The sequence below is a fragment of the Roseibium sp. MB-4 genome, from assembly GCF_053005265.1.
The window spans coordinates 816555-834736 of record NZ_JBRKQB010000001.1; the positions used below are offsets into that span (position 1 = coordinate 816555).

Annotated in this window: 20 protein-coding genes; all 20 read right to left on the reverse strand. The window is 56.4% G+C overall.

Annotation, left to right across the window (positions count from 1 at the left end):
• Positions 1 to 105: 105 nt before the first annotated feature.
• The gene (gene fliQ / locus ACVDG4_RS03935) at positions 106 to 372 is read right to left on the reverse strand and encodes a flagellar biosynthesis protein FliQ (RefSeq protein WP_133949862.1); all 267 of its coding nucleotides are present in this window, start codon (positions 370 to 372) and stop codon (positions 106 to 108) included.
• Between the two features lie 15 nt (positions 373 to 387).
• Positions 388 to 792, reverse strand: a complete 405-nt coding sequence (flgD, locus tag ACVDG4_RS03940; protein WP_447234091.1) for a flagellar hook assembly protein FlgD — start codon at positions 790 to 792, stop codon at positions 388 to 390.
• Positions 793 to 803: 11 nt separating this feature from the next.
• Positions 804 to 1271: a flagellar biosynthesis repressor FlbT gene (gene flbT / locus ACVDG4_RS03945; protein WP_428525748.1), complete on the reverse strand. Its 468-nt coding sequence runs from the start codon at positions 1269 to 1271 to the stop codon at positions 804 to 806.
• A gap of 4 nt (positions 1272 to 1275) precedes the next feature.
• Positions 1276 to 1626, reverse strand: a complete 351-nt coding sequence (gene flaF, locus ACVDG4_RS03950) for a flagellar biosynthesis regulator FlaF (protein WP_133949868.1) — start codon at positions 1624 to 1626, stop codon at positions 1276 to 1278.
• Between the two features lie 49 nt (positions 1627 to 1675).
• Positions 1676 to 2722 carry a flagellar hook-associated family protein gene (locus tag ACVDG4_RS03955; protein ID WP_447234092.1) on the reverse strand — a complete coding sequence of 349 codons (1047 nt, stop codon included), beginning with the start codon at positions 2720 to 2722 and terminating at the stop codon, positions 1676 to 1678.
• 5 nt (positions 2723 to 2727) lie between these two features.
• Complete coding sequence (gene flgK / locus ACVDG4_RS03960) at positions 2728 to 4200, reverse strand: flagellar hook-associated protein FlgK (RefSeq protein ID WP_447234093.1); 1473 nt, start codon at positions 4198 to 4200, stop codon at positions 2728 to 2730.
• Positions 4201 to 4235: 35 nt separating this feature from the next.
• Positions 4236 to 5519, reverse strand: coding sequence for a flagellar hook protein FlgE (locus ACVDG4_RS03965; protein WP_447234094.1), 1284 nt, complete (start codon positions 5517 to 5519; stop codon positions 4236 to 4238).
• 173 nt (positions 5520 to 5692) lie between these two features.
• The gene (locus ACVDG4_RS03970; RefSeq protein ID WP_447235082.1) at positions 5693 to 6259 is read right to left on the reverse strand and encodes a transglycosylase SLT domain-containing protein; all 567 of its coding nucleotides are present in this window, start codon (positions 6257 to 6259) and stop codon (positions 5693 to 5695) included.
• Complete coding sequence (gene fliK / locus ACVDG4_RS03975; RefSeq protein ID WP_447234095.1) at positions 6225 to 7535, reverse strand: flagellar hook-length control protein FliK; 1311 nt, start codon at positions 7533 to 7535, stop codon at positions 6225 to 6227. The genes ACVDG4_RS03970 and fliK overlap by 35 nt, the downstream gene beginning before the upstream one ends.
• Positions 7532 to 8731, reverse strand: coding sequence for a MotC family chemotaxis protein (locus ACVDG4_RS03980; RefSeq protein WP_447234096.1), 1200 nt, complete (start codon positions 8729 to 8731; stop codon positions 7532 to 7534). The genes fliK and ACVDG4_RS03980 overlap by 4 nt, the downstream gene beginning before the upstream one ends.
• A 32-nt stretch (positions 8732 to 8763) precedes the next feature.
• Positions 8764 to 10188, reverse strand: coding sequence for a MotB family protein (locus tag ACVDG4_RS03985; protein WP_447234097.1), 1425 nt, complete (start codon positions 10186 to 10188; stop codon positions 8764 to 8766).
• Positions 10188 to 10829, reverse strand: a complete 642-nt coding sequence (locus ACVDG4_RS03990) for a hypothetical protein (protein WP_447234098.1) — start codon at positions 10827 to 10829, stop codon at positions 10188 to 10190. Before ACVDG4_RS03990 ends, ACVDG4_RS03985 begins: the two co-directional genes overlap by 1 nt.
• Positions 10829 to 12475, reverse strand: coding sequence for a flagellar basal-body MS-ring/collar protein FliF (gene fliF / locus ACVDG4_RS03995; protein ID WP_409691931.1), 1647 nt, complete (start codon positions 12473 to 12475; stop codon positions 10829 to 10831). The genes ACVDG4_RS03990 and fliF overlap by 1 nt, the downstream gene beginning before the upstream one ends.
• Before the next feature lie 155 nt (positions 12476 to 12630).
• Positions 12631 to 13569, reverse strand: a complete 939-nt coding sequence (locus ACVDG4_RS04000) for a flagellin N-terminal helical domain-containing protein (RefSeq protein ID WP_209175771.1) — start codon at positions 13567 to 13569, stop codon at positions 12631 to 12633.
• A 389-nt stretch (positions 13570 to 13958) separates the two neighbouring features.
• Positions 13959 to 14699: a flagellar type III secretion system pore protein FliP gene (gene fliP, locus ACVDG4_RS04005; RefSeq protein WP_133951123.1), complete on the reverse strand. Its 741-nt coding sequence runs from the start codon at positions 14697 to 14699 to the stop codon at positions 13959 to 13961.
• Complete coding sequence (locus tag ACVDG4_RS04010; protein WP_447234099.1) at positions 14699 to 15196, reverse strand: flagellar basal body-associated FliL family protein; 498 nt, start codon at positions 15194 to 15196, stop codon at positions 14699 to 14701. The genes fliP and ACVDG4_RS04010 overlap by 1 nt, the downstream gene beginning before the upstream one ends.
• Positions 15197 to 15213: 17 nt before the next feature.
• Positions 15214 to 15909 (reverse strand): flagellar basal body L-ring protein FlgH, encoded by a 696-nt coding sequence (flgH, locus tag ACVDG4_RS04015; protein ID WP_133951126.1) that lies wholly within the window; start codon positions 15907 to 15909, stop codon positions 15214 to 15216.
• Positions 15910 to 15917: 8 nt separating this feature from the next.
• Complete coding sequence (locus ACVDG4_RS04020) at positions 15918 to 16469, reverse strand: MotE family protein (protein ID WP_209002425.1); 552 nt, start codon at positions 16467 to 16469, stop codon at positions 15918 to 15920.
• 144 nt (positions 16470 to 16613) lie between these two features.
• A complete protein-coding gene (flgI, locus tag ACVDG4_RS04025) occupies positions 16614 to 17711 on the reverse strand; it encodes a flagellar basal body P-ring protein FlgI (RefSeq protein ID WP_447234100.1) in 1098 nt (365 codons plus the stop codon).
• Positions 17712 to 17714: 3 nt separating this feature from the next.
• Positions 17715 to 18173 (reverse strand): flagellar basal body P-ring formation chaperone FlgA, encoded by a 459-nt coding sequence (gene flgA / locus ACVDG4_RS04030; protein WP_306147098.1) that lies wholly within the window; start codon positions 18171 to 18173, stop codon positions 17715 to 17717.
• Between the last annotated feature and the right edge of the window lie 9 nt (positions 18174 to 18182).

The window sequence follows — 18182 nt, forward strand, 5'->3', positions numbered from 1 at the left end:
TCAGGCACCGAAAAAGCAGAAGGCGGCGGCCGGTCGAATGACCTGCCCACCGCCTCATGTCTGGATGCGCTGATGACGTCTCTAGGTTTCCGCAGTTGCTAGCGATCAGAAACCGTTTTCAATCCGGCTATAAATCACCGTGGTCAAGGCATACATTTGGCCGCCAATGAACGGCCCTGCAATCACGATCATCACCAGAATGGCGACAATCTTTGGAATGAAGGTCAGAGTGATTTCCTGAACTTGTGTAAGGGCTTGCAAGAGCGCAATTACGATCCCAACGATCATTGCAGGAATGATCGCAGGTGCCGATCCGATGAGAATCGTCCAGATCGCGGTCCGGACCAAATCCAGGGCGTCAACTTCATTCATGGCAACCTACAGCCTCTAGGAGATGGAAATACCAGGTCCAAGCAGCACGCCTTTGCCGTTATCAAGGCCGAGAATGGTTCCGTCGGAATAGATTTCGACTTTCTCAACCATTCCGGTTGTTCCGTTGCTGTCCGTGACCGTCCGGCCGATCAGATCATCAACCTGGCCGAAGGACATGTTGGTCAGCATTGTCTCCAGCTTGGAATTGGTCTGGATCGCCTGCTCGACTTGCGAGAAGGTCGCCAATTGCGACAGCTGCTCTGACGCGTCCATCGGCTTGGTTGGGTCCTGGTTCTTCATTTGCGTCATCATCAATTGAAGAAACGCATTGTAATCAACGGTCAACTGCTCCTGAGCAGCTCTAGCGCCGCCGGCTTCGTTCGCGGCGGCCGCCGATGCGACCGGATTTACGCTTGTCATGGCAGGTGTCCTTATACCAGTTCAAGGTGGGGTTCAGAGTACGCAGGTTGCCTGGCAGAAAACCCTGAGGCTTTTTCTTCCTCCTGCCTGGCCCTATGGTCTGCAGCCATGAGACGGGCTTCCAAGGGGTACAGTGCACGCACTGTTTTCATGGCTTCAAACCAACGGTCCTTGCGGGCCAGTTGACCGACCTCATCCAGCTTATCCAGGACCTCTGCGCTTGAGAAAGCGCCTGAGACTGAGGCCAGCACGACGTGAAACATATCCTTGGCCGCAGGCGCTGCCGCGGGATCCATGATCATCGTCTGCAGGATGAAATAGAGTTGCTTCAGCGGCGTCGTGGCCTCTTCTGGCTGAAGCACATGAGACTCTAACAAGAACACGGCATCGTTCATCAACTCGATTGATGTCTTGCGTTCAGCGCGGATCACCGCGCCATTGATAAAGAGGCGTTCCCCTGATTTGAGCGCAATCTTCATGAGCTTACCCCGCCAGACTGTCCCGGATGATGGAATTGATCTCAATGATGTCGGAGAAGTCTTCCTTCTCCCATTGACGCAAAGCCTCCGCCTCTTTCAGCACCCAGATACCGACCGATATCAGGTTGGCCCGCATTTCTTCCGGCAGCTGATTGGCGTCATCCGCGAGGTTTTCCATGAAGAACCCCCAGACCCTGCGCGTGTAGAAAAGCGCATCGATCGCTTCCGGGGAACGGATGCCTTTTTCCTGTGCGGTGGTCAGCTTTCCGATGATGATGCACATCGCCTCATGCTCGTTAAGCCGTTCATCACTGCAAAGGTCATCCATCACCTCAGCGTAAGACAAATTGTACATGGCCCCTCTCTGGTGCTCAGTTGAAATAGGTGGCGAGCCACTTGCCGGATCAGATGTAGTTCAGGAGGCTCAAGCCCTGCATCCGCGCGGTCACGGAGTAAGTCGTTTCAAGCTGGGTCAGCGCCGTGTTGAGGCGAACCGCCGTCTCTTCCTTGTCAACGAGCTCCAGGTCGTTGATGCGGGTGTTCAATATGCTCGTTTGAACGGTGAGACGCTCATTTGCCTGAGCGACCTGCTGCTGAACGGTGCCGAGCTTGCCCATCTCCGTTGTCAGACCGCCAATACCCTTGCTCAGTGCTTCGATCGCTTCATCGACCACGACCTTGAAAGTTTCATCGGACAGGGTCTCATTGCCGAGATCGGACATCATGGTGTAGGCCTTGGCCAAATCCCGAAAAGCCTGCTCATTGGCGCTGGTGGAGGAACTTACCGTTTCACTTGCCGAAATCCGGCTTGCCAGCGGCGTATCCGATGCTGTCGACCAAGTGGTGCCCCAGGCTGGATCCTGGAACATCGTGCCAAAGTTACCGCCGAGATATGCGGACATTGCAGCCGGCGTAATCGTCGCGACATTTGGATCAGCCTGATTGAAACCGAACTCCGCCAAAAAGGCAGCATCTGCGGCAATCTTGTTCGGAGAAGCGGGATCAGAATAATCTGCAAACGGCAATTCATCCGCGTTGATCCCAGCAAAGACAAAGCTACCATTTAGCTGGGTGTTTAGGCGTGAAACCATCAATCCCAATTTGCCTTCGGCGTCGGCCTTGATGATATTCGCGCTTTGCGGGTTCTCCTTGAGCGCAACAAGGGTCGCTTGAAAGTCTTGCGCTGTGGTGAGGATATCGTCCATCGCCGCTTGACTGACGTCCAGACGGGACTTCGTCAGCGCGTTGGTATCCATGATCCCGTGCAAGAACTGGAATTGAGAACGCAACGTTACGCTCTCACCCGTTCGCGTACCGAGATCCAAACCCACATCAAATTTGCGGCCCGACGACAATTCGACCCCAAGCTTGTTGACCAGATTGGACTGGCTCAGGATGTTACGCCGCGACGAATCTGCCAGTGTGAAGGTTGAGATAAAGGTGGTTTTCATGGCTGTTACCTCGTGGCCATCAAGAGATCGTCGAGCATGGAATCAACTGCAGTGATCAGGCGGGATGCCGCCGAATAAGCCCGCTCGATTTCGAGCAGCAGCGTCATCTCTTCATCAATGTTGACACCTGTGGTGTTGTTGAGGTTTTCCGCTGTCCGCCCGACAATGACGGACTGGATTTCAACATTGCTGGTCATGGTCTTGCGGCCACTCTCCAGCCAACTCACCGACGATGCGGCGAAAGAGGATAGGCTGGCATCCGGATCAAGCTCGACGGAGGACGCGAAAGTCCGTGGTGTGTCGAACGCCGTTACAAGTTCCTGGAGGCGGTCGGAGAACCCAGCATTGCCTGCCGGGTTGTAGTTGAAGGCCGCGCCCGCCAACCCGCCATCGCGGATGGCATCAAGGCTGCCGCCCTGATCCGGATCTGCGTTTGGATTCACTCTGATATCAGCTGCAATTCCGCTGGGCACAGTACTTGGTGGGATCGGTGTCCCGGTCCCCAGAAACAGCCCCTGCTGGAAAACACCAGGAGTTGTTTGATCTTCTTCCTGGAAAGCTTCAATCAGCCCTCGGGCGATTTCATCCAGTTGGTCTTGATAGGTTACAGCTGTGTCGTCTCGAAGTTCAGCCAAACCATGCAGGCGACCTGAAGAAATCGGCATGACCGCGCCCGGTCCTGCAACCGGGACGCCGTCAACGATGACAGCATTTCCCGATGTGTTGGCATCATAGGTGATGGTAGGCGCGAAAGTCACCGACCGCGCGGTCGTCTCAAACAGCGTAACGCCACTGTCTGTGTAGACCACAACATCCCCATTCGCCCGGCTGAGCGTGCTGATGCCGATCTCTTCCGACAACGACAACAGAACCTGGTCCCGGCTATCCAGGGCATCGGTAACATCTGCTCCGCTTTGTGTGCCCTTCACGATCACAGAGTTGAGGTCTTCAAGCTTTCCGAGCAGCGAGTTTATTTCGCGTACGGACGTCGCCATGTCAGCGTCCGCCGTCGCCCGGACATCTTGAACCAGTTCTGTGCTCGAGCGGAGGCTGTCAGCCATATTTTTGGCGTTCAGCAGCGCATCTTGAGCCATGACAACGTTGTTCGGATCGGACGCGTAGTTCTGCAAAGACAGTTTCAACTGCCCGAGCTTTGCCGCAGGAGACGTTTCCAGCTCGGTATCACCGATTGTTTCGGCAAGCCGCGTCATTCCGTCCAGAACTGTTTGTTGAGACGTTCCAACCGACGTTGATGAAAGAAGTGACGAATACAAAGCACTGTCGGAAAGGCGAGCAATTCCGTTGACCTTCAACCCACCGGCTTGGCCGGAGGAGGTGTACATCGTGCTCAATTGCACGGATTTTTTCGAAAACCCCGGCTCCTGAGCGCCCGCAATGTTACGGGCGATCACCGAAGATTCTGTCTGACGGGCAGCCAGCGCTGACTGGGCCACCTGCAGGGCGACGGACAAACTCATGATTTAATACTTTCAAGTTTCAATGCTGAACGGCATCAGCGGACCAGGTTCACCAGTTCCTGCATTAGATCGGAGCCGGCCTTGAAGACCTGGGAATTGGCCGTGTAGGTGCGCTGGGATTCGATCATCGATGTGAGTTCGTTGGCGAGATCCACGTTGGAGCCTTCGAGCGCGCCAACAGCCAGTTCACCAAGACCGCCGTCACCCGGGAAACCCACCCGGACATCGCCTGAATCAATTGACGGCCGGTAGATGTTGCCGGACACCGGATCCAACTTGTCCGGGCTCGGCACATCGGCGAGCGGGATCTTGTAGATCGGCCGGCGGTCGCCGTTTGTGTAGATCGAGTACAAGGTCCCGTCTTCACCGAATTCCACCTTCTCAACGGAGCTCGGTGCGTTCCCATCAGCATCCACATTGGTCACAGTGAATCCCGCATCGGTGTAGGTGGAGTTGGTCAGGTCAATGTCATAGGTGCCACCATTCGGGACCGTGATGTTGACCGCGGTCACCGCGCCGGTTCGTTGACCGGTCGTTGTGTCAAACTGAATGGTGCTTGTCCCGATGTTGGCAGCACCATAAGGGAAACCACCCGTGGCCGGATCCCTGTCAGCCGCGTTGTAAACGGTCACTTCCCAGTCGGTTGTCGGCGGTGTGTCCGTCGTCTTGGTGTAATAGACATCCAACGTTACTTCATTGCCGAGGTTGTCGTACACGACCAAGGATGTCTTGTGAGAGTACTCGGCAGTAGCAGCGTTTGCAGACGGCAAGTTGGCAGCCGCAACAATTGCGGAATCTTCATCAACGTTGGCATGCAATGTCGCCGTGCTTGTCGGAGTTGCTTCGAGCTGATTTTGGGTGATGTTGACCGGCTCCAGGCCGCCCAGACCATTTGCGACCACGGACGGTGCATTGCCGTTGGTAATCGGATAGCCCTGCAGATACATGCCGGCTGTGTTGACGAGATACCCCTGGCCGTCGGGAACAAACGATCCTGCACGCGTCAGGGCTTGAGATGCGCCTGCTCCGGTGCTGTCGGACACAATGAAAAACCCATTCCCGTCAACTGCCAGATCAAGCTTCGAGGTCGTGAAGCTCATGGAGCCCTGATCGGAAATGGCGTATTTGGTGTGCGCTTGAACGCCGCCGGAATTGTACGATCCACCACCTTGGGCGAGAACCTGGGACGCGAATTCGGTTTCCGCCCGCTTATATCCGGTGGTGCTTGAGTTCGCGATGTTGTCGGCGACTGCGCCGAGCTTGCTCGATTGCGCGTTCATGCCGGACACACCGGTGCGCATAATCCCAGAAAGACCCATGGAATGTCTCCAGTTTCCAATTCAACTGGTGACAGTCAAACCGATCCAGCTTGCGCGAAGCTGTAGCCAAGGATCGGTTTTATCAATTATTACAGAAACTTATTTATCTTAAACTTTAAATATCGGGATCACGAACTGGACCACAGGACGCACGCGGCGACGGATTTTGACGTTCAAGCGCCGCAGAATGCTTTGGAGTTTTTGGTCCAGTTGCCAAAACCCGATGCAACCATGTTGCGGATCACCGTGCAGACATAGCGTTTTTGGGCGGGATCATTGTTTGGACCGGCATGATAACGGGCAACCGCCATGGTCCATGAGCCCTGGCGGCCACGCAGCTCCTTCAAAAACCGGGCGGCATATTGCACGTTTGCCCGCGGATCGAGCATGTGATCCACGGAACGGAACTGATCCGAATGGTAATGATGATTGATCTGCATGCAGCCGATATCGATCAGCTTCTTGCCGTTCTTGCGCGCCGCCTCAATATCCCGGCGCGCTGCTGTCCGGCTCGGCGGAAACACCGATTTGCCTTCGATATTCAAGGCATGCGGATAAAGAGAGTTGCGCCGACCGGTCTCGGTCAGACCCACAGCGTAGAGGATCCCAAGCGGGACCTGATATTTGCGTGATGCCGCAACCATTTCGCGTTCGCAGACGTTTTGAATTTCCGCGAATGCCGGGGTCGGTTGGAGGACTGCGACACTACATATAGATGCCGTCAGAAATGCGGTTGCCAGGGCCGTCTTCATCGCTTTGCTCCCGTGCCGGTTCAAAACCGGGGAAGGCACTGCTTTCATCATTGCCACCAGTCTGTTCGCCGCGGCCGCCGGTGCCATTCCCGGGTGCGTTCTGGTTCTGCTGGTCCCCGAACGCGCCACCGTTTGTGCCTTGCTGACCTTGCGTGGAGCTGGAGTTGGAGTTGGAGACGTTGGTGGTCACGGTGGCACGGTCATCGGCGGCCTGGATCGTGATCGTATCGGCTTTAAACCCTGTGGTCCGAAGCATCTGATCCAACAGTTGCCTATCTTGCTTCAAGAGCTCGGCTGTCTGTGCCTTACTGGTCACCAAGGTTACTTCAACATTCTCGCCGACCATACGAAGCGAGACTTTGACTGTGCCAAGTTCATGCGGGGTCAGCTGGATTTCCAAAGTCTTCAGAACCGGCCCCTCGGCTTTGTGGATCAGCCCACCTTGAGTACGTCCGGTATCGACCGGCATGTCCTTGAGGGCAGTTGCAATCTGCTCACCCACCTGTTGTGCAGGTGAAAGCCGCAAGTTCGGCGCAAAATGCGTTTCCTGGCGCAGAACCTTGACCGTTCCCGCGGCTTCTTCCGGCAAAGCATTGCGGGCTGCGGCCGTACCTGTTGCCCCCTCGCCAACACGTTCGGGTTCGATACCGAACTGAGCGAAAAGCGATGATGTCCCGGTCTTTGCAGCTTCGCCAGCAGCAATCTGTGCGCCGTTTGCTGCATTCTGAGCCAACATAGTTTGCTGACCTGCCGTATTCTGCGATGCCGTTCCTGGAAAATTGCCCTGCGCTGATTGTGGCGTCCCCTGCCCGGCACGCGTGGCAAGGACGGTTCCAAGAGGCAATGCGGCAGCAGCCGGCATGGAGTGCTGAGTAGACTGGGTTTCAGCAGCGTCTTGCCCTTGAGCGCTTTCTTTTCCGGCGGGTTGGGCACCCAAGACTGTCTGGGACGCCTTTCGGATGGCATCCGTCAAATTGGCTACGCTAAAGGAAGACGGTTCCTGCTTGCCAGCGGCATCTGATTTGACAGCGTCTGCGGTTTCTTTGCCTGCCTGAGTGTCTGTCTGCTCCACTCCCTGAGTGGTTGCGGCTTGCCGGTCGCCATCCTTTGCGTTGCCATCGACAGCCTTCAAATCCGACATCATGGAACGAAACTGATCCGCGACATCTTTTCCGGTGTTCTTGCCGCCCTCCCCCTGGTTCCCGTCTCCGCCGACAGGAGCCTTGGAGGGCGTGCGGATCATCGCATGCGGTGTTACAGTCATTTCTTTACGTCTCCAGCCTGCGCAAGCAGTGTTTCGGTGCGGCGCAACAACAACTCCGCCAGTTCCATGTCGGCCGTGAGCCATTCACGTTCCGCGGGCGTTCCAAGTGTTCCACCCGAATTGAAGGCTCCAATGAAGTTGTCGGGTGGATCCGGAAAATGGCGGATCGAATTCAGAACGGTGTTCACCGCATACAAAAAATCCAGATCCTCCGGCGTTAGCGCAGCCTTGTTCACCGTCCACAAGAGATCCCGGTTGGGCTTGACCGCTTCCCGGTTCAGCCGGGTCGCAACCTGGTAGATTTTCAAAAGTTCGTATTCCGCGGTTCCTGCAATGGCCAGCATTTGAGCCTGATCGGTCGCCTTAGAAGCGATCTGAAGGTTTCCACCCAACAAGGCCGAGCGCGCAAGCCGCATGTACAGCCCCCGGCGGCTGTCGTCCTCGAACTCTTCAAGCACGCCATAAAGCAGATCAAACTTGTCCTGGTCTTCCACGAAACCGAGCGTGTCGAGGGCAATGGCGAACCGGCGCCGGAAATCACCTGAATAGACCGAAGCCCGATACCGGCGCAGATAGCGGATCGAAAGCGTCCGGAAGCGTTCAATATCCCCGACCAGACCGGCGACCAAAACTTCCCGCCTAAGCGCAGCTTCCTCAACCAGCGTTCCTGGCATCAAGAGGCTCGCGATCTGCAAAAGCTCCATCGCCCGGACCGGATCGGTCTGGATGTAGGGAACCGCTTTTACCAAAGCTATGTGCCCACCAAGGCTCGGCGGAAGATTCAGCGGGTCCACATCGGCAAGGCGGGTCAGCATGTCCTCTTCGCGGCCTTCAACATAGGCCAAGGACGCTTCCATCAAGTTCAAGTCGATGACTGGCGCCGGGGTCAACGTCAGCAAATGACGTACAACCTCCGGATTACCGCCGCTCAGAAGATGAATGATCGATGCCCGGGCATTGCGCGGATCCTGCCAGGCTTCCGGCGGTAACTGCAGAAATGCCTCATCCATTTTTTCGAGCAAGGTCCGCTGCATGGCCGCAGCTGAATCACTGCCTGAAGCAACCTGCTCCTGTGCGCTTTGAAGCGCGCGCACCATCTCAAATGGCTCCTTGGCAATTGGGTTTGCTGTTGCCTGGCCCGCGAAGACCACCACAGCTCCAAGGATCGCGCCGACGGTGCTTGCAATACGCGTCAAGCGCCTTATCCAATTTTGCCCGATGCATCCGTTCATTCTGCAACCTCCTCCAGCAAGTAGATCTCCACCCGCCGGTTGCTCGCCGCAAACGGATCTTCCACGTTTTTCAAGTGCCGATCGGCGGCGCCTTCAATGCGCACGAACCGGTCCGATCCAACACCGCCGCGCGACAGCATATACAGCGCCATATGGGCTCGCGCCGAAGACAGCCGCCAATTGTCATAGGTCGCGCTTTTGAACGGACGGGAATCTGTATGGCCGGTTATGACAATCTGCGCTTCGGTTTTGGAAATCACCTTGCCAAGGCGTTCAAGCAAGCTCACCAGTTCCGGACGCGGCTCAGCCGAGCCTATGGCAAACATGCCGAAGTTCTGATCGTCGGTCAGACTGATAAGCGCCCCATCGTCTTGCCGGCCGACTGTGATCTGCGCAGCGGTGTTTTCAAGCAGTGTACCTTCCGCAGCCTCCAGGACTGTCAAGAGTTCGGTGACCAAACGAGCTCCGGGTACAGGCTCGGCTTCAGTTGCTCCACCTTTGGTCTCGGCCGCACCAGCGGTTTCCTGATCTCTGCGATTTACATGCGCAACGATCTGGTTCTGTGCAGTTCCGTTAAGTTCGGAAGGACCATCGCCCGATGCAGTTCCGGCATCGCTGGTTGGTCCGGTTCCGCTTTCAGTTTGGGCCTGCTCTGTGGTGCCATCGGTTTCGAAGGGCGCACTCCAGGACTTGTCACCGTCTGTTTGATGGCCGCTTTGACCTGCGCCGTTTCCGGTGCCCGGCCGCGTCGGCAAACCAGCTGTTTCGGCAGCCGCGCCGTCAACACCGCGGCCCGGCCGGAATTGCCAGAACTGCGGGTCGAACGGATCCCGGTAGGCCTCACCACCGAGGGCGCCTTGTTCCTTCTCCAAGCCTGAACCAATGCCCTCCGGATTGGATTCCATCGTCCGGGCGACATTAATTTTCTGGGCGAGCGTATCGAGCACTGCGTATGGATCAGTAAACAAGATGGACTCTGGATGAGATTGGGTAAATTCCCCAGAGGTCGCCTGAGCGGCCGCCGTTGCTTTTATCTCATCAGTATCCGATGCACTCACCCCTTCCGTTTCCACGTCCGCTTCTCCGGACCGTTCCAGGGTGCTTTCCTGCTCATCCGTTCCACCGAGCTTTCCGGTAAACAGTTTGGTGCCGTTTTCGTTCGTATCACCATTGACGATCGGGTCATTGAGGCCCTTCCGGTTGGGAGCTGTCGAGGCCAGTTTGACCGGATTGAAATATTGGGCGACACCGCGGCGGACGCTTTCGTCGGTCACGTTGATCAGCCACATGACCAGGAAAAACGCCATCAATGCCGTCATGAAGTCCGCATAGGCAATTTTCCAGACGCCATGGGGCTTTTCGTCATCGTCCCAGTTGTTGCGGCGTCGGACAATCACAATTTCATTCGGCATATTGTCCATCAGACCGTCTCCTCAAGCTGCAACGCGTCGAGCTGGCCCAACCAGTCTTCCAGCCTGGTTTCGATAACGGTCTCATCGAAAATCGCTTTCAACTCGACCTGGTCGGCCGGCTGAACCTGAATACGGTCTTTCAAGTCCGGCAGTAGCTGGAGCACCTGAGCGACAAGTGTTTCCGGTCCACGCATCCGGATAGATGTTCCACCAGGTACCTCTGCCAGTTGTGTCAGTTGCTCGGCGAAGGCCCTGACCAACTGGTCGACTACGTTTTGCTTTAGGAAAGGCATCAGTAGCTTGGAAACCGAATAGGACAGACGTTTTTCCGTGATCTCGAGAAAGCCATCGATCGCGGCTGCGACATTTGCAGATTCCCTCATCTCAAAGCGGATCTGCTCTTCTTCCAGATCCCTTGCATGTTTCTCGCGCTCCTGTTCAAGGAGGGCCTCGTAGTGATGACGGGTACGCTCGTCTCCCTCACTCAATCCACGCTCATATTCCGCGCGCCGGAGCTCTTCCTCGCTCAAGATGGGTTCCGGCTTGTGATCCGGCATGATCACGTCAACCATAAGGGCGTCTTCAGGATCAAAAGACTTGAAAGTCGGGGCCGAAAAAACCGGAATATGGGCGGCTGCAGATGCGGTCATCAGGTGCGCTCCGTGTCATAGAGCCACTGGCGCAGGATCGCGGCAGACTGCTCTTCGTTGAACTCCAATAGGGATTCCAGCTTCTTCAGGGCGGATTTGTTCCGCTTGCTGTTGAGGTCCTGAAGCAGATCGGAATGGTCCGGCGGCATCAGGAAACCGGTCTCGCCATCTATGGGATCTGCGGCATCTTCTGCGCCTTCCGGCAAGAGACCGATTTCTGCCATTTCGGCCTGCTCGCTGTTCACTTGCGGCACGAGGGCAGCAACAGCCGGACGCAACCCGAACCAGATCACCAGCATGGACACCGTCAGGATCGCCAGTGCGTTGATGATGTTGCCGGATTGACGGAGCAGATACTCGGTGACACCGATCGGCGGGATCGGCTCCAGATCCCGGCCGCCATCGACGAAGTCAACAACGGAGACTTTTACGAGATCGCCCCGCTCTTCAGCGACACCTGCAGAAGATGCCACCAACGCTTCGATCTCACGAACCTGTTCTTCGATCTGGGATTGTGTGGGTGATCCGCCAAGAGAAGCCGCCAAGCGCGCACGGTCGACAAGGACGGCAATGGACAAGCGATCAACGCGGTAACCGTCCTGGGAAGTTTCGATCCGTTTGGACGAGATTTCATAATTGACGGTCTCTTCGCGCCGTTCCGCTTCCTCCAGAGACCGTTCTCCGCCATCCGCTTCGACATTTTCATCTGGCAAGTTTTGTTCCGCAGTCACTGGCGTTGCCGCGCTGGAGTTTTCCGCATTTTCGTTTTCACGAATTGTACGGACAGACCGTTCGATCCGCGAATCCGGGTCAAAGATGGTTTCGGCAATCATCTTCCGGTCGGTATTGAGCTTTGCCGCAACGCTGACCTGAAAGTTGTCGAGACCAAGATAGGGTGTCAGCGTCTTGCGGACGTTTTCCTGGATCCGGTTGCTGACGGCCGTTTCAAGGGTTGCCATTTGGCCCGCAGACGCTTTGGTCGGGTCCTTTCCGGCCGCGAGTATGCCGCCGGTCGTATCCAGCACCGTAACCTTGGCGGCTTCCATACCCGGAACGCCAGCTGCGACAAGGTGCCGGATGGCATCGGCGGTGCGCACATCATCCGGGATATCTGACCGGATAACGACAGAGGCCGATGGCGGCTGTTGGTCGCGGCGGAAAGAGCCTTTTTCGGGCAAGACGATATGGACACGCGCGGCACGGATGCCTTTCATCAGCTGGATTGTGCGGGCGAGTTCGCCTTCCAGCGCCCGAACCCGCGTCACTTCCTGCATGAAGGATGTCAGGCCCAGGGACCCGAGATCATCAAACAGCTCGTAGCCGGAGTTCGCGCCGCGTGGCAGCCCCTTTTCGGCAAGCAGCATCCTTGCTTTGGCCGTCTGGCCATGACTGACCATGACCGCATCGCCTTCAGAGTTGACGTCAAACGGAATACCTGCGTCGCGCAAGGCGGAGCCGATCCGCGACACGTCTTCGCCGGTTAGGCCTGTGTAAAGCGGCGTCGTTTCCGGCCGGCTTAAATAAAATGCGCCAGCGCCAACTGTGGCGATGGTCGCAAGGCCAATCAGAGCAAGCGCGATCAATCGGCGCATGCCCAATTCCATCAAGTTGGCCCAAAGTTTTTCGGCGTGTTCACGGCCCGGCATGCATAACCCCTTCATGCACGTTCGTCTCAAGTTCCCTGCACTATCGGATCCGGAGCTTGTGCGAGCCTGTCATGTTTTGGCGAAGGGGCTGATTCCAAAACAAAAAAAGACCGCGCCCAAAAGGGCGCGGCCTCTCATCCGGAAATCGGTAAAGATTAACGGAACAGGGACAGAATGTTCTGAGAACCCTGGTTGGCGATGGACAGAGCCTGAATACCGAGCTGCTGCTGGGTCTGCAGGGCCTGAAGGCGGGTGGATTCCGCATTCATATCTGCATCAACAAGCTGACCGATACCGCGATCAATAGCGTCTGTCAGGTTGGACACGAAGTCCTTCTGAAGGTCAACGCGGGTCTTGATCGCACCCAGGAACGCAGCAGACGAAGTCACAGACTGCAGAGCATCATCGACTTGCGCAATCAGGCTTTCGAAAGTCGCTGTATCGTCTACTGCGTCAAGTCCAGACACGTCCCAGGTCAGAATGCTGTCACCGGTGAGCGTACCGGTTACCGCGGTGGCCACCAATGTCGAGCGGTCCTGATCAAGCACACCACTCCGGGCAGTGCTCGAGTCCACAAGGCGGATGTTAGCAAGAGTAACATCTGTCTTCAGGATAGAGATCGCACCAGAAGAGTCACGGGTGAAGGAGCTGACGATTTCAGCAGCAGTTGTTGCTACTGTTGAGTCAGTTTTCAGCCAGTTCTGGCCGTTGAAAACAGCAGAGTCGACAGACTGTGTAAGTGTGTTCTGAAGAGCTGTGATGTTTTCCTGCGTCTTGGACGGGTCAGTACCCGGTGTAGATGCAGTGACCAGAAGCGCCCGCATTTCGGACAGCTTATCAACGGTTGATTCCAATGCGGTGTACATGGTGTCAACCGTCGCTGCACCAAGACCAAGAGCATCTTCAACAGCCGAGAGAGACTTGTTGTCAGAGCGCATGGTCGTTGCAATGGACCAATAAGCAGCGTTGTCAGACGCTGTAGCAACACGCTGACCGGTAGAAATCCGGTTTTGGGTGGTTGCCAAGTCTTTGTTGGTCATGCTCAGCGTTTGCAGAGCGGTCATTGCAGATGCGTTGGTAAGCAAGCTAGACATGATATGTCCCTTTCAAATCATAAGTTTTGAGGATGGGACATTCCGGAGTTACACCGGGACGGCGGGGCAGCATCATGCTTTTGAGCGTTGGTAGGATTTGCTCAACCCGTCGTGTGATTTGCAAGCTAGAGCACAAACCTTGCGCGAAGCTTACGCCGATCATTTCAAGTTGATTCTTATCCGTATTTCAAACTGGCAAATGACACTATGCAGATTTTTGGATGTGTTTCTGCAATCGAAAAACCTACTTCCGTCCTTTGGACCATCGATGTACAAGCAGCGTCGGTTGAACTGCCAAAGGTAATTCCTTTTGCGGTTTAGTCCCTCGGCGAAACGACAAAGGCGGAGCCGAAGGCCCCGCCCAAAAAATTCTCAAGTATTAGTTCCGCCTAGAAAAACGACCGCACAAGACTGCCAACCAGCAGGTTCCATCCGTCGATCAGGATGAAGAACAAGGCCTTGAATGGTAGGGAGATCACGGTCGGCGGGAGCATCATCATGCCCATTGACATGGTGATGGTCGCCACGATCATATCGATCACGAGAAACGGCAGCGCGATCAAAAACCCGATCTCAAATCCCCGCCGCAATTCGGAGATCATAAAGGCCGGAATGAGGACCCGCAGCTCCACCTCTTCGGCTGAGGCCGCCGATCCGTCGGTCACCCGGCCGGCAGCGAGATCGTCAAAGAGCACCAGATCCTTTTCGCGAACCTGGCTCAGCATGAACTCGCGAAACGGCTCGGTGATCTTCACATAGGCCTCTTCCTCGGTGATCTCGTTGTTCATCAATGGCCGGACACCATCTTCCCATGCCCGGTCGAAGGTTGGCGCCATGACGTAAAACGTCATGAAAAGCGCAAGCGAAATCAGGATAAGATTGCCGGGTGTCGTCTGCAGGCCAATACCGGACCGGAGAAACGAAAAGGCAATCACGAACCGGATGAAACTGGTGACCATGATCAAGATACCCGGTGCCAAAGACAGCACCGTGAGCAAGATGATCATCTGGATGATGCGGCCCGACGCGCTGCCCTCGCCTTCCGGCAGCAAAGCAGACAAGTCCGGCACCTGCGCCGCTGCGGCTCCGGTCAGAGCAAACAAAGCGGCAACGGTTAAAAACAACCTCATCATTGGATAACCACAGACTCCAGGATTACTTCGCGAACCTTACCCTTGCTGCGCACTTTGGCGCGCTCATTCAGGTCTTCCCGCAGGTGTTGCAGGCCAACCCCGCCTTCCAGATGCGCCAGGGTCAACGTACGAAGGAAACTCAGAAAATCGTCCTCGATCCGCTTGCGCAGAACAGACACGTCTGTATCCGGCTCGTCTTCCAGCAAAAGCGTTGCCTGAACCCGTATCCATGTGCTGGGCGGTGTTGCCAAGTTGGTCACCAGGGGCTCAAGCCGCTGCAGGCGGGTGGAAGGTGAAAACGGCAAGGTCTGACTGAAGGTTTGGGCATCCCGGATCCGGCCATGGACCGCAGTTTCGGTCATGTCGGAGACGATTTTCGCAAGTCCGGCACCTGCGCCTGCACCAATCAAACTGATCAGGATAAGCGCTGCCATGAAATTGGATTTTGCGTCACCGGTTTCCGGCCCTTCATAGGGCACAAGACTGTTCGACATATTCGATCCCTTCCAGCCTAGAATGGTGTGACGATGTCATAGATCTGCTGGCCCCAACCCGGCTGTTGGACCTCGGAGATCCGGCCGCGGCCACCGTAGGAAATACGAGCCTCTGCGATCTTGTCGTAAGGGATGGTGTTGTTGCTCTCGATGTCTCTTGGTCTGACGATCCCACCGACATTCAGGATCCGCATCTCGTAGTTCACACGGACTTCCTGTGAGCCGGAGATCACCATGTTCCCATTGGGAAGCCGGTCGATCACGATGGCAGCAACAGAGAGTTCAATCTCCTCGGACCTGTCAATGGACCCGGATCCAGCGGACGATGATCCGGAATTGCCATTCAGCTCTGCCTGGCCGCCCGATGTGCTGTTGTTGCTGCCAGCTGAATACGAGCCGCCAATACCGATATCGGCAGACCGGCCGCGCTCAGACGTGTTGTCGAGTTCCGCACGGTCGTCGATCTGGATTACAACAGTCAGGACGTCGCCGATTTTCTTGGCCCTTGGATCAGCAAAGAAATTCTCGCGATCATTGCGCCACAGCGAATTGTAGTCCTTGATCCCGCCCTTGTTGAACGTGCCAAGCGGGTAAACGGTTGCGGGCCGGTTGGCCAACCCGTAACCAACCGGGGTCATTTCCGGGGCACGGCCGATATCTTCCAGTTGCCCGGCACATCCGGAGAGCAATACGGCCCCTAAAGAAACAAGCATCAGGCGCATCAAAATCTCCGTTGTATTTCGGGGTCGGTGAAGCCCATCATGGTCTGCGTCAGCTGTGCTGCCCTTGCGGGCTCCATTTCATCCAGGATCGCGCTGGCAACACGTGCTTTCAGCTTCAAAAGAACGCCAACCGCAGCTTCTTCTTCGGTAGTCGAAAGCTGTTCTGCCGCAGCGGTCGGACGCATCCGGCCAATGATGCTGACGACCTGGTCCTCGACCTGCTCCAGAAGCTGTTCCCGGCGTTCAACCCAGGCCTCGAACTCGCGCTCCTTGCGTTGCAACTCGGCAATCCGGGCCTGGAGGCGCCCTTCCAGGGCAATCATCTTCCAAGTCTGCCACTGGATCCGGGCGTCGCTCGCCGCTTCGGCGATGTTCTTGCAGTAAAGCTGGCTGTCACGATACGGGATGGCAGGTTGCGCCGGGGCGGCTGCAGCCTCTTGCGGCTTTTGCGGCGGTGTTTGTGCCTGCGCCGCGCTCCCCGCGCAGATCAATTGAAGAGCCAGGCATGTCAGAACACCGGCTTTTCGGCATTCATCCACGAATTTAGACATGAACACATTGTCCTTTGCGAGTGACCCGTTTGATTGGACATTCGCCGATCGAGCTTGCGCGAGGCTGTTGATGCCCTGTAAACAAAAGGCGCCGCAAAACCGCGGCGCCTTGTTCGAGATTGCTGACCTGTTTGGCCTGCTGGTTTATTGAACAACCAGTTCTGCCTGCAGAGCCCCGGCGGTCTTGATCGCCTGCAGGATTGCAATGATCCCGGTCGGGCGTAGGCCGATCCGGTTGAGGCCCCGCACCAATGTCGGAAGATCCGTTCCACCGACAACCGCAAGCCGCCCGCCGGTTTCCTGCGCATCCACATAAGTCCGTGGGACCACAACAGTCTCCCCTTGAGAGAACGGTGCCGGCTGGGAAACTTCCGGTGCTTCGGAAATCCGGACTGTCAGATTTCCATGGGTGATGGCAACCGTAGAAATCTGAACGTCCTTGCCGATCACAACCGTTCCCGTGCGCTCATCAATCACGACCTTGGCGCTTTGGTCCGGCCGGACGCGGATGGATTCAATTTCCGCTATGAAACGGGTCAAGCTCACCTTCGGTGGTGGCGTCAAATCTACGGACCGGTAATCGCGTTCCTTAGCGACCCGGACTCCATAGCGCTCCCGGGTGTACCGGTTGATTGCGTCGGTGATGCGGACAGCCGTCTTGAAATCCGGATTGGAAAGTTCCAACACAAGATCGGGAATTTGCGAGAACTTCGCCGGCAGGTTCCGCTCGATAAGCCCGCCATTCGGGATACGGCCGACGGTTGGAATTCCCTGGGTCAAGCTTTCCGCAGCACCGAGTTCTGCGAACCCAGACACTGCAACCGGTCCTTGAGCTACAGCGTAAATCTGACCATCCGCCCCAAGCAATGGTGTGGCAACCAGCGTACCGCCTGCCAATGATGTGGCATCGCCTAAGGAAGAAACGCTGATATCGATGGTCGATCCCTTGCCGATGAAGGACGGCATTTCGGCCGTCACAACGACAGCGGCGACATTCCTCGTCCGGAGCCGCGTGTCGCGAACATTCACCCCAAGACTATCGAGCATCGACTGAAGAGACTGCTCGGTGAAAGGAGAGTTGCGCAGTGTATCGCCAGACCCCTTCAGACCAATGACCAGGCCGTAACCGACCAATTGGTTGTCACGCACACCCTGCAACGTGGCGATATCCTTGATCCGCACCATCGCGGTCGCCGGTACAGCGGTCAAAACCGCCAACAGGCAAATGAAAACACGGAACATAAATCAATTCTCCACGCGAATCGTGCCGTCCTGCTGAACTCTTCCGGACACGACCAAACCGCTGTCGACGTTTCGAACACGCACGAAACTGCCCGCGCCCCCGTTTTGCAGCGCCTCAACCTGCATGATGATGACCAGACCTTGTTCCTGAAACACCAGCCGGGCCGGTTCACCCCGTTTGACGAGCAACGGTTTTTCGACCGAATTGATCGGGATCGGCTGGCCGGGCAACAGTGTGCGCCGGGTCACCTGTCCGACCAGCTGGCTCCGATGTGAGGCGACCGCGAACTGTGTTGCTGTGCGGCTGGGGAACTTGCGCTCCACCAAGTCCCGATGGCCGATTTCACTACCAGCTGGGATCGTTTGGCGGGCAACCGGCAATTCAATGCTCGCCGCGTATGCCGAAGGAGCTGCGGTTAGCACAAACAAAAAGAAGGCGACGCGTTTCAGGGCTTTGGTCATTTCGTGAAC

Coding starts and splice junctions, on each gene's coding strand:
- fliQ (WP_133949862.1), bottom strand. CDS start 372: ATGAATGAAGTTGACGCCCTGGATTTGGTCCGGACCGCGATCTGGACG.
- flgD (WP_447234091.1), bottom strand. CDS start 792: ATGACAAGCGTAAATCCGGTCGCATCGGCGGCCGCCGCGAACGAAGCC.
- flbT (WP_428525748.1), bottom strand. CDS start 1,271: ATGAAGATTGCGCTCAAATCAGGGGAACGCCTCTTTATCAATGGCGCG.
- flaF (WP_133949868.1), bottom strand. CDS start 1,626: ATGTACAATTTGTCTTACGCTGAGGTGATGGATGACCTTTGCAGTGAT.
- ACVDG4_RS03955 (WP_447234092.1), bottom strand. CDS start 2,722: ATGAAAACCACCTTTATCTCAACCTTCACACTGGCAGATTCGTCGCGG.
- flgK (WP_447234093.1), bottom strand. CDS start 4,200: ATGAGTTTGTCCGTCGCCCTGCAGGTGGCCCAGTCAGCGCTGGCTGCC.
- ACVDG4_RS03965 (WP_447234094.1), bottom strand. CDS start 5,519: ATGGGTCTTTCTGGGATTATGCGCACCGGTGTGTCCGGCATGAACGCG.
- fliK (WP_447234095.1), bottom strand. CDS start 7,535: ATGACTGTAACACCGCATGCGATGATCCGCACGCCCTCCAAGGCTCCT.
- ACVDG4_RS03985 (WP_447234097.1), bottom strand. CDS start 10,188: ATGGACAATATGCCGAATGAAATTGTGATTGTCCGACGCCGCAACAAC.
- ACVDG4_RS03990 (WP_447234098.1), bottom strand. CDS start 10,829: ATGACCGCATCTGCAGCCGCCCATATTCCGGTTTTTTCGGCCCCGACT.
- fliF (WP_409691931.1), bottom strand. CDS start 12,475: ATGCCGGGCCGTGAACACGCCGAAAAACTTTGGGCCAACTTGATGGAA.
- ACVDG4_RS04000 (WP_209175771.1), bottom strand. CDS start 13,569: ATGTCTAGCTTGCTTACCAACGCATCTGCAATGACCGCTCTGCAAACG.
- fliP (WP_133951123.1), bottom strand. CDS start 14,699: ATGAGGTTGTTTTTAACCGTTGCCGCTTTGTTTGCTCTGACCGGAGCC.
- ACVDG4_RS04010 (WP_447234099.1), bottom strand. CDS start 15,196: ATGTCGAACAGTCTTGTGCCCTATGAAGGGCCGGAAACCGGTGACGCA.
- flgH (WP_133951126.1), bottom strand. CDS start 15,909: ATGCTTGTTTCTTTAGGGGCCGTATTGCTCTCCGGATGTGCCGGGCAA.
- ACVDG4_RS04020 (WP_209002425.1), bottom strand. CDS start 16,469: ATGTCTAAATTCGTGGATGAATGCCGAAAAGCCGGTGTTCTGACATGC.
- flgI (WP_447234100.1), bottom strand. CDS start 17,711: ATGTTCCGTGTTTTCATTTGCCTGTTGGCGGTTTTGACCGCTGTACCG.
- flgA (WP_306147098.1), bottom strand. CDS start 18,173: ATGACCAAAGCCCTGAAACGCGTCGCCTTCTTTTTGTTTGTGCTAACC.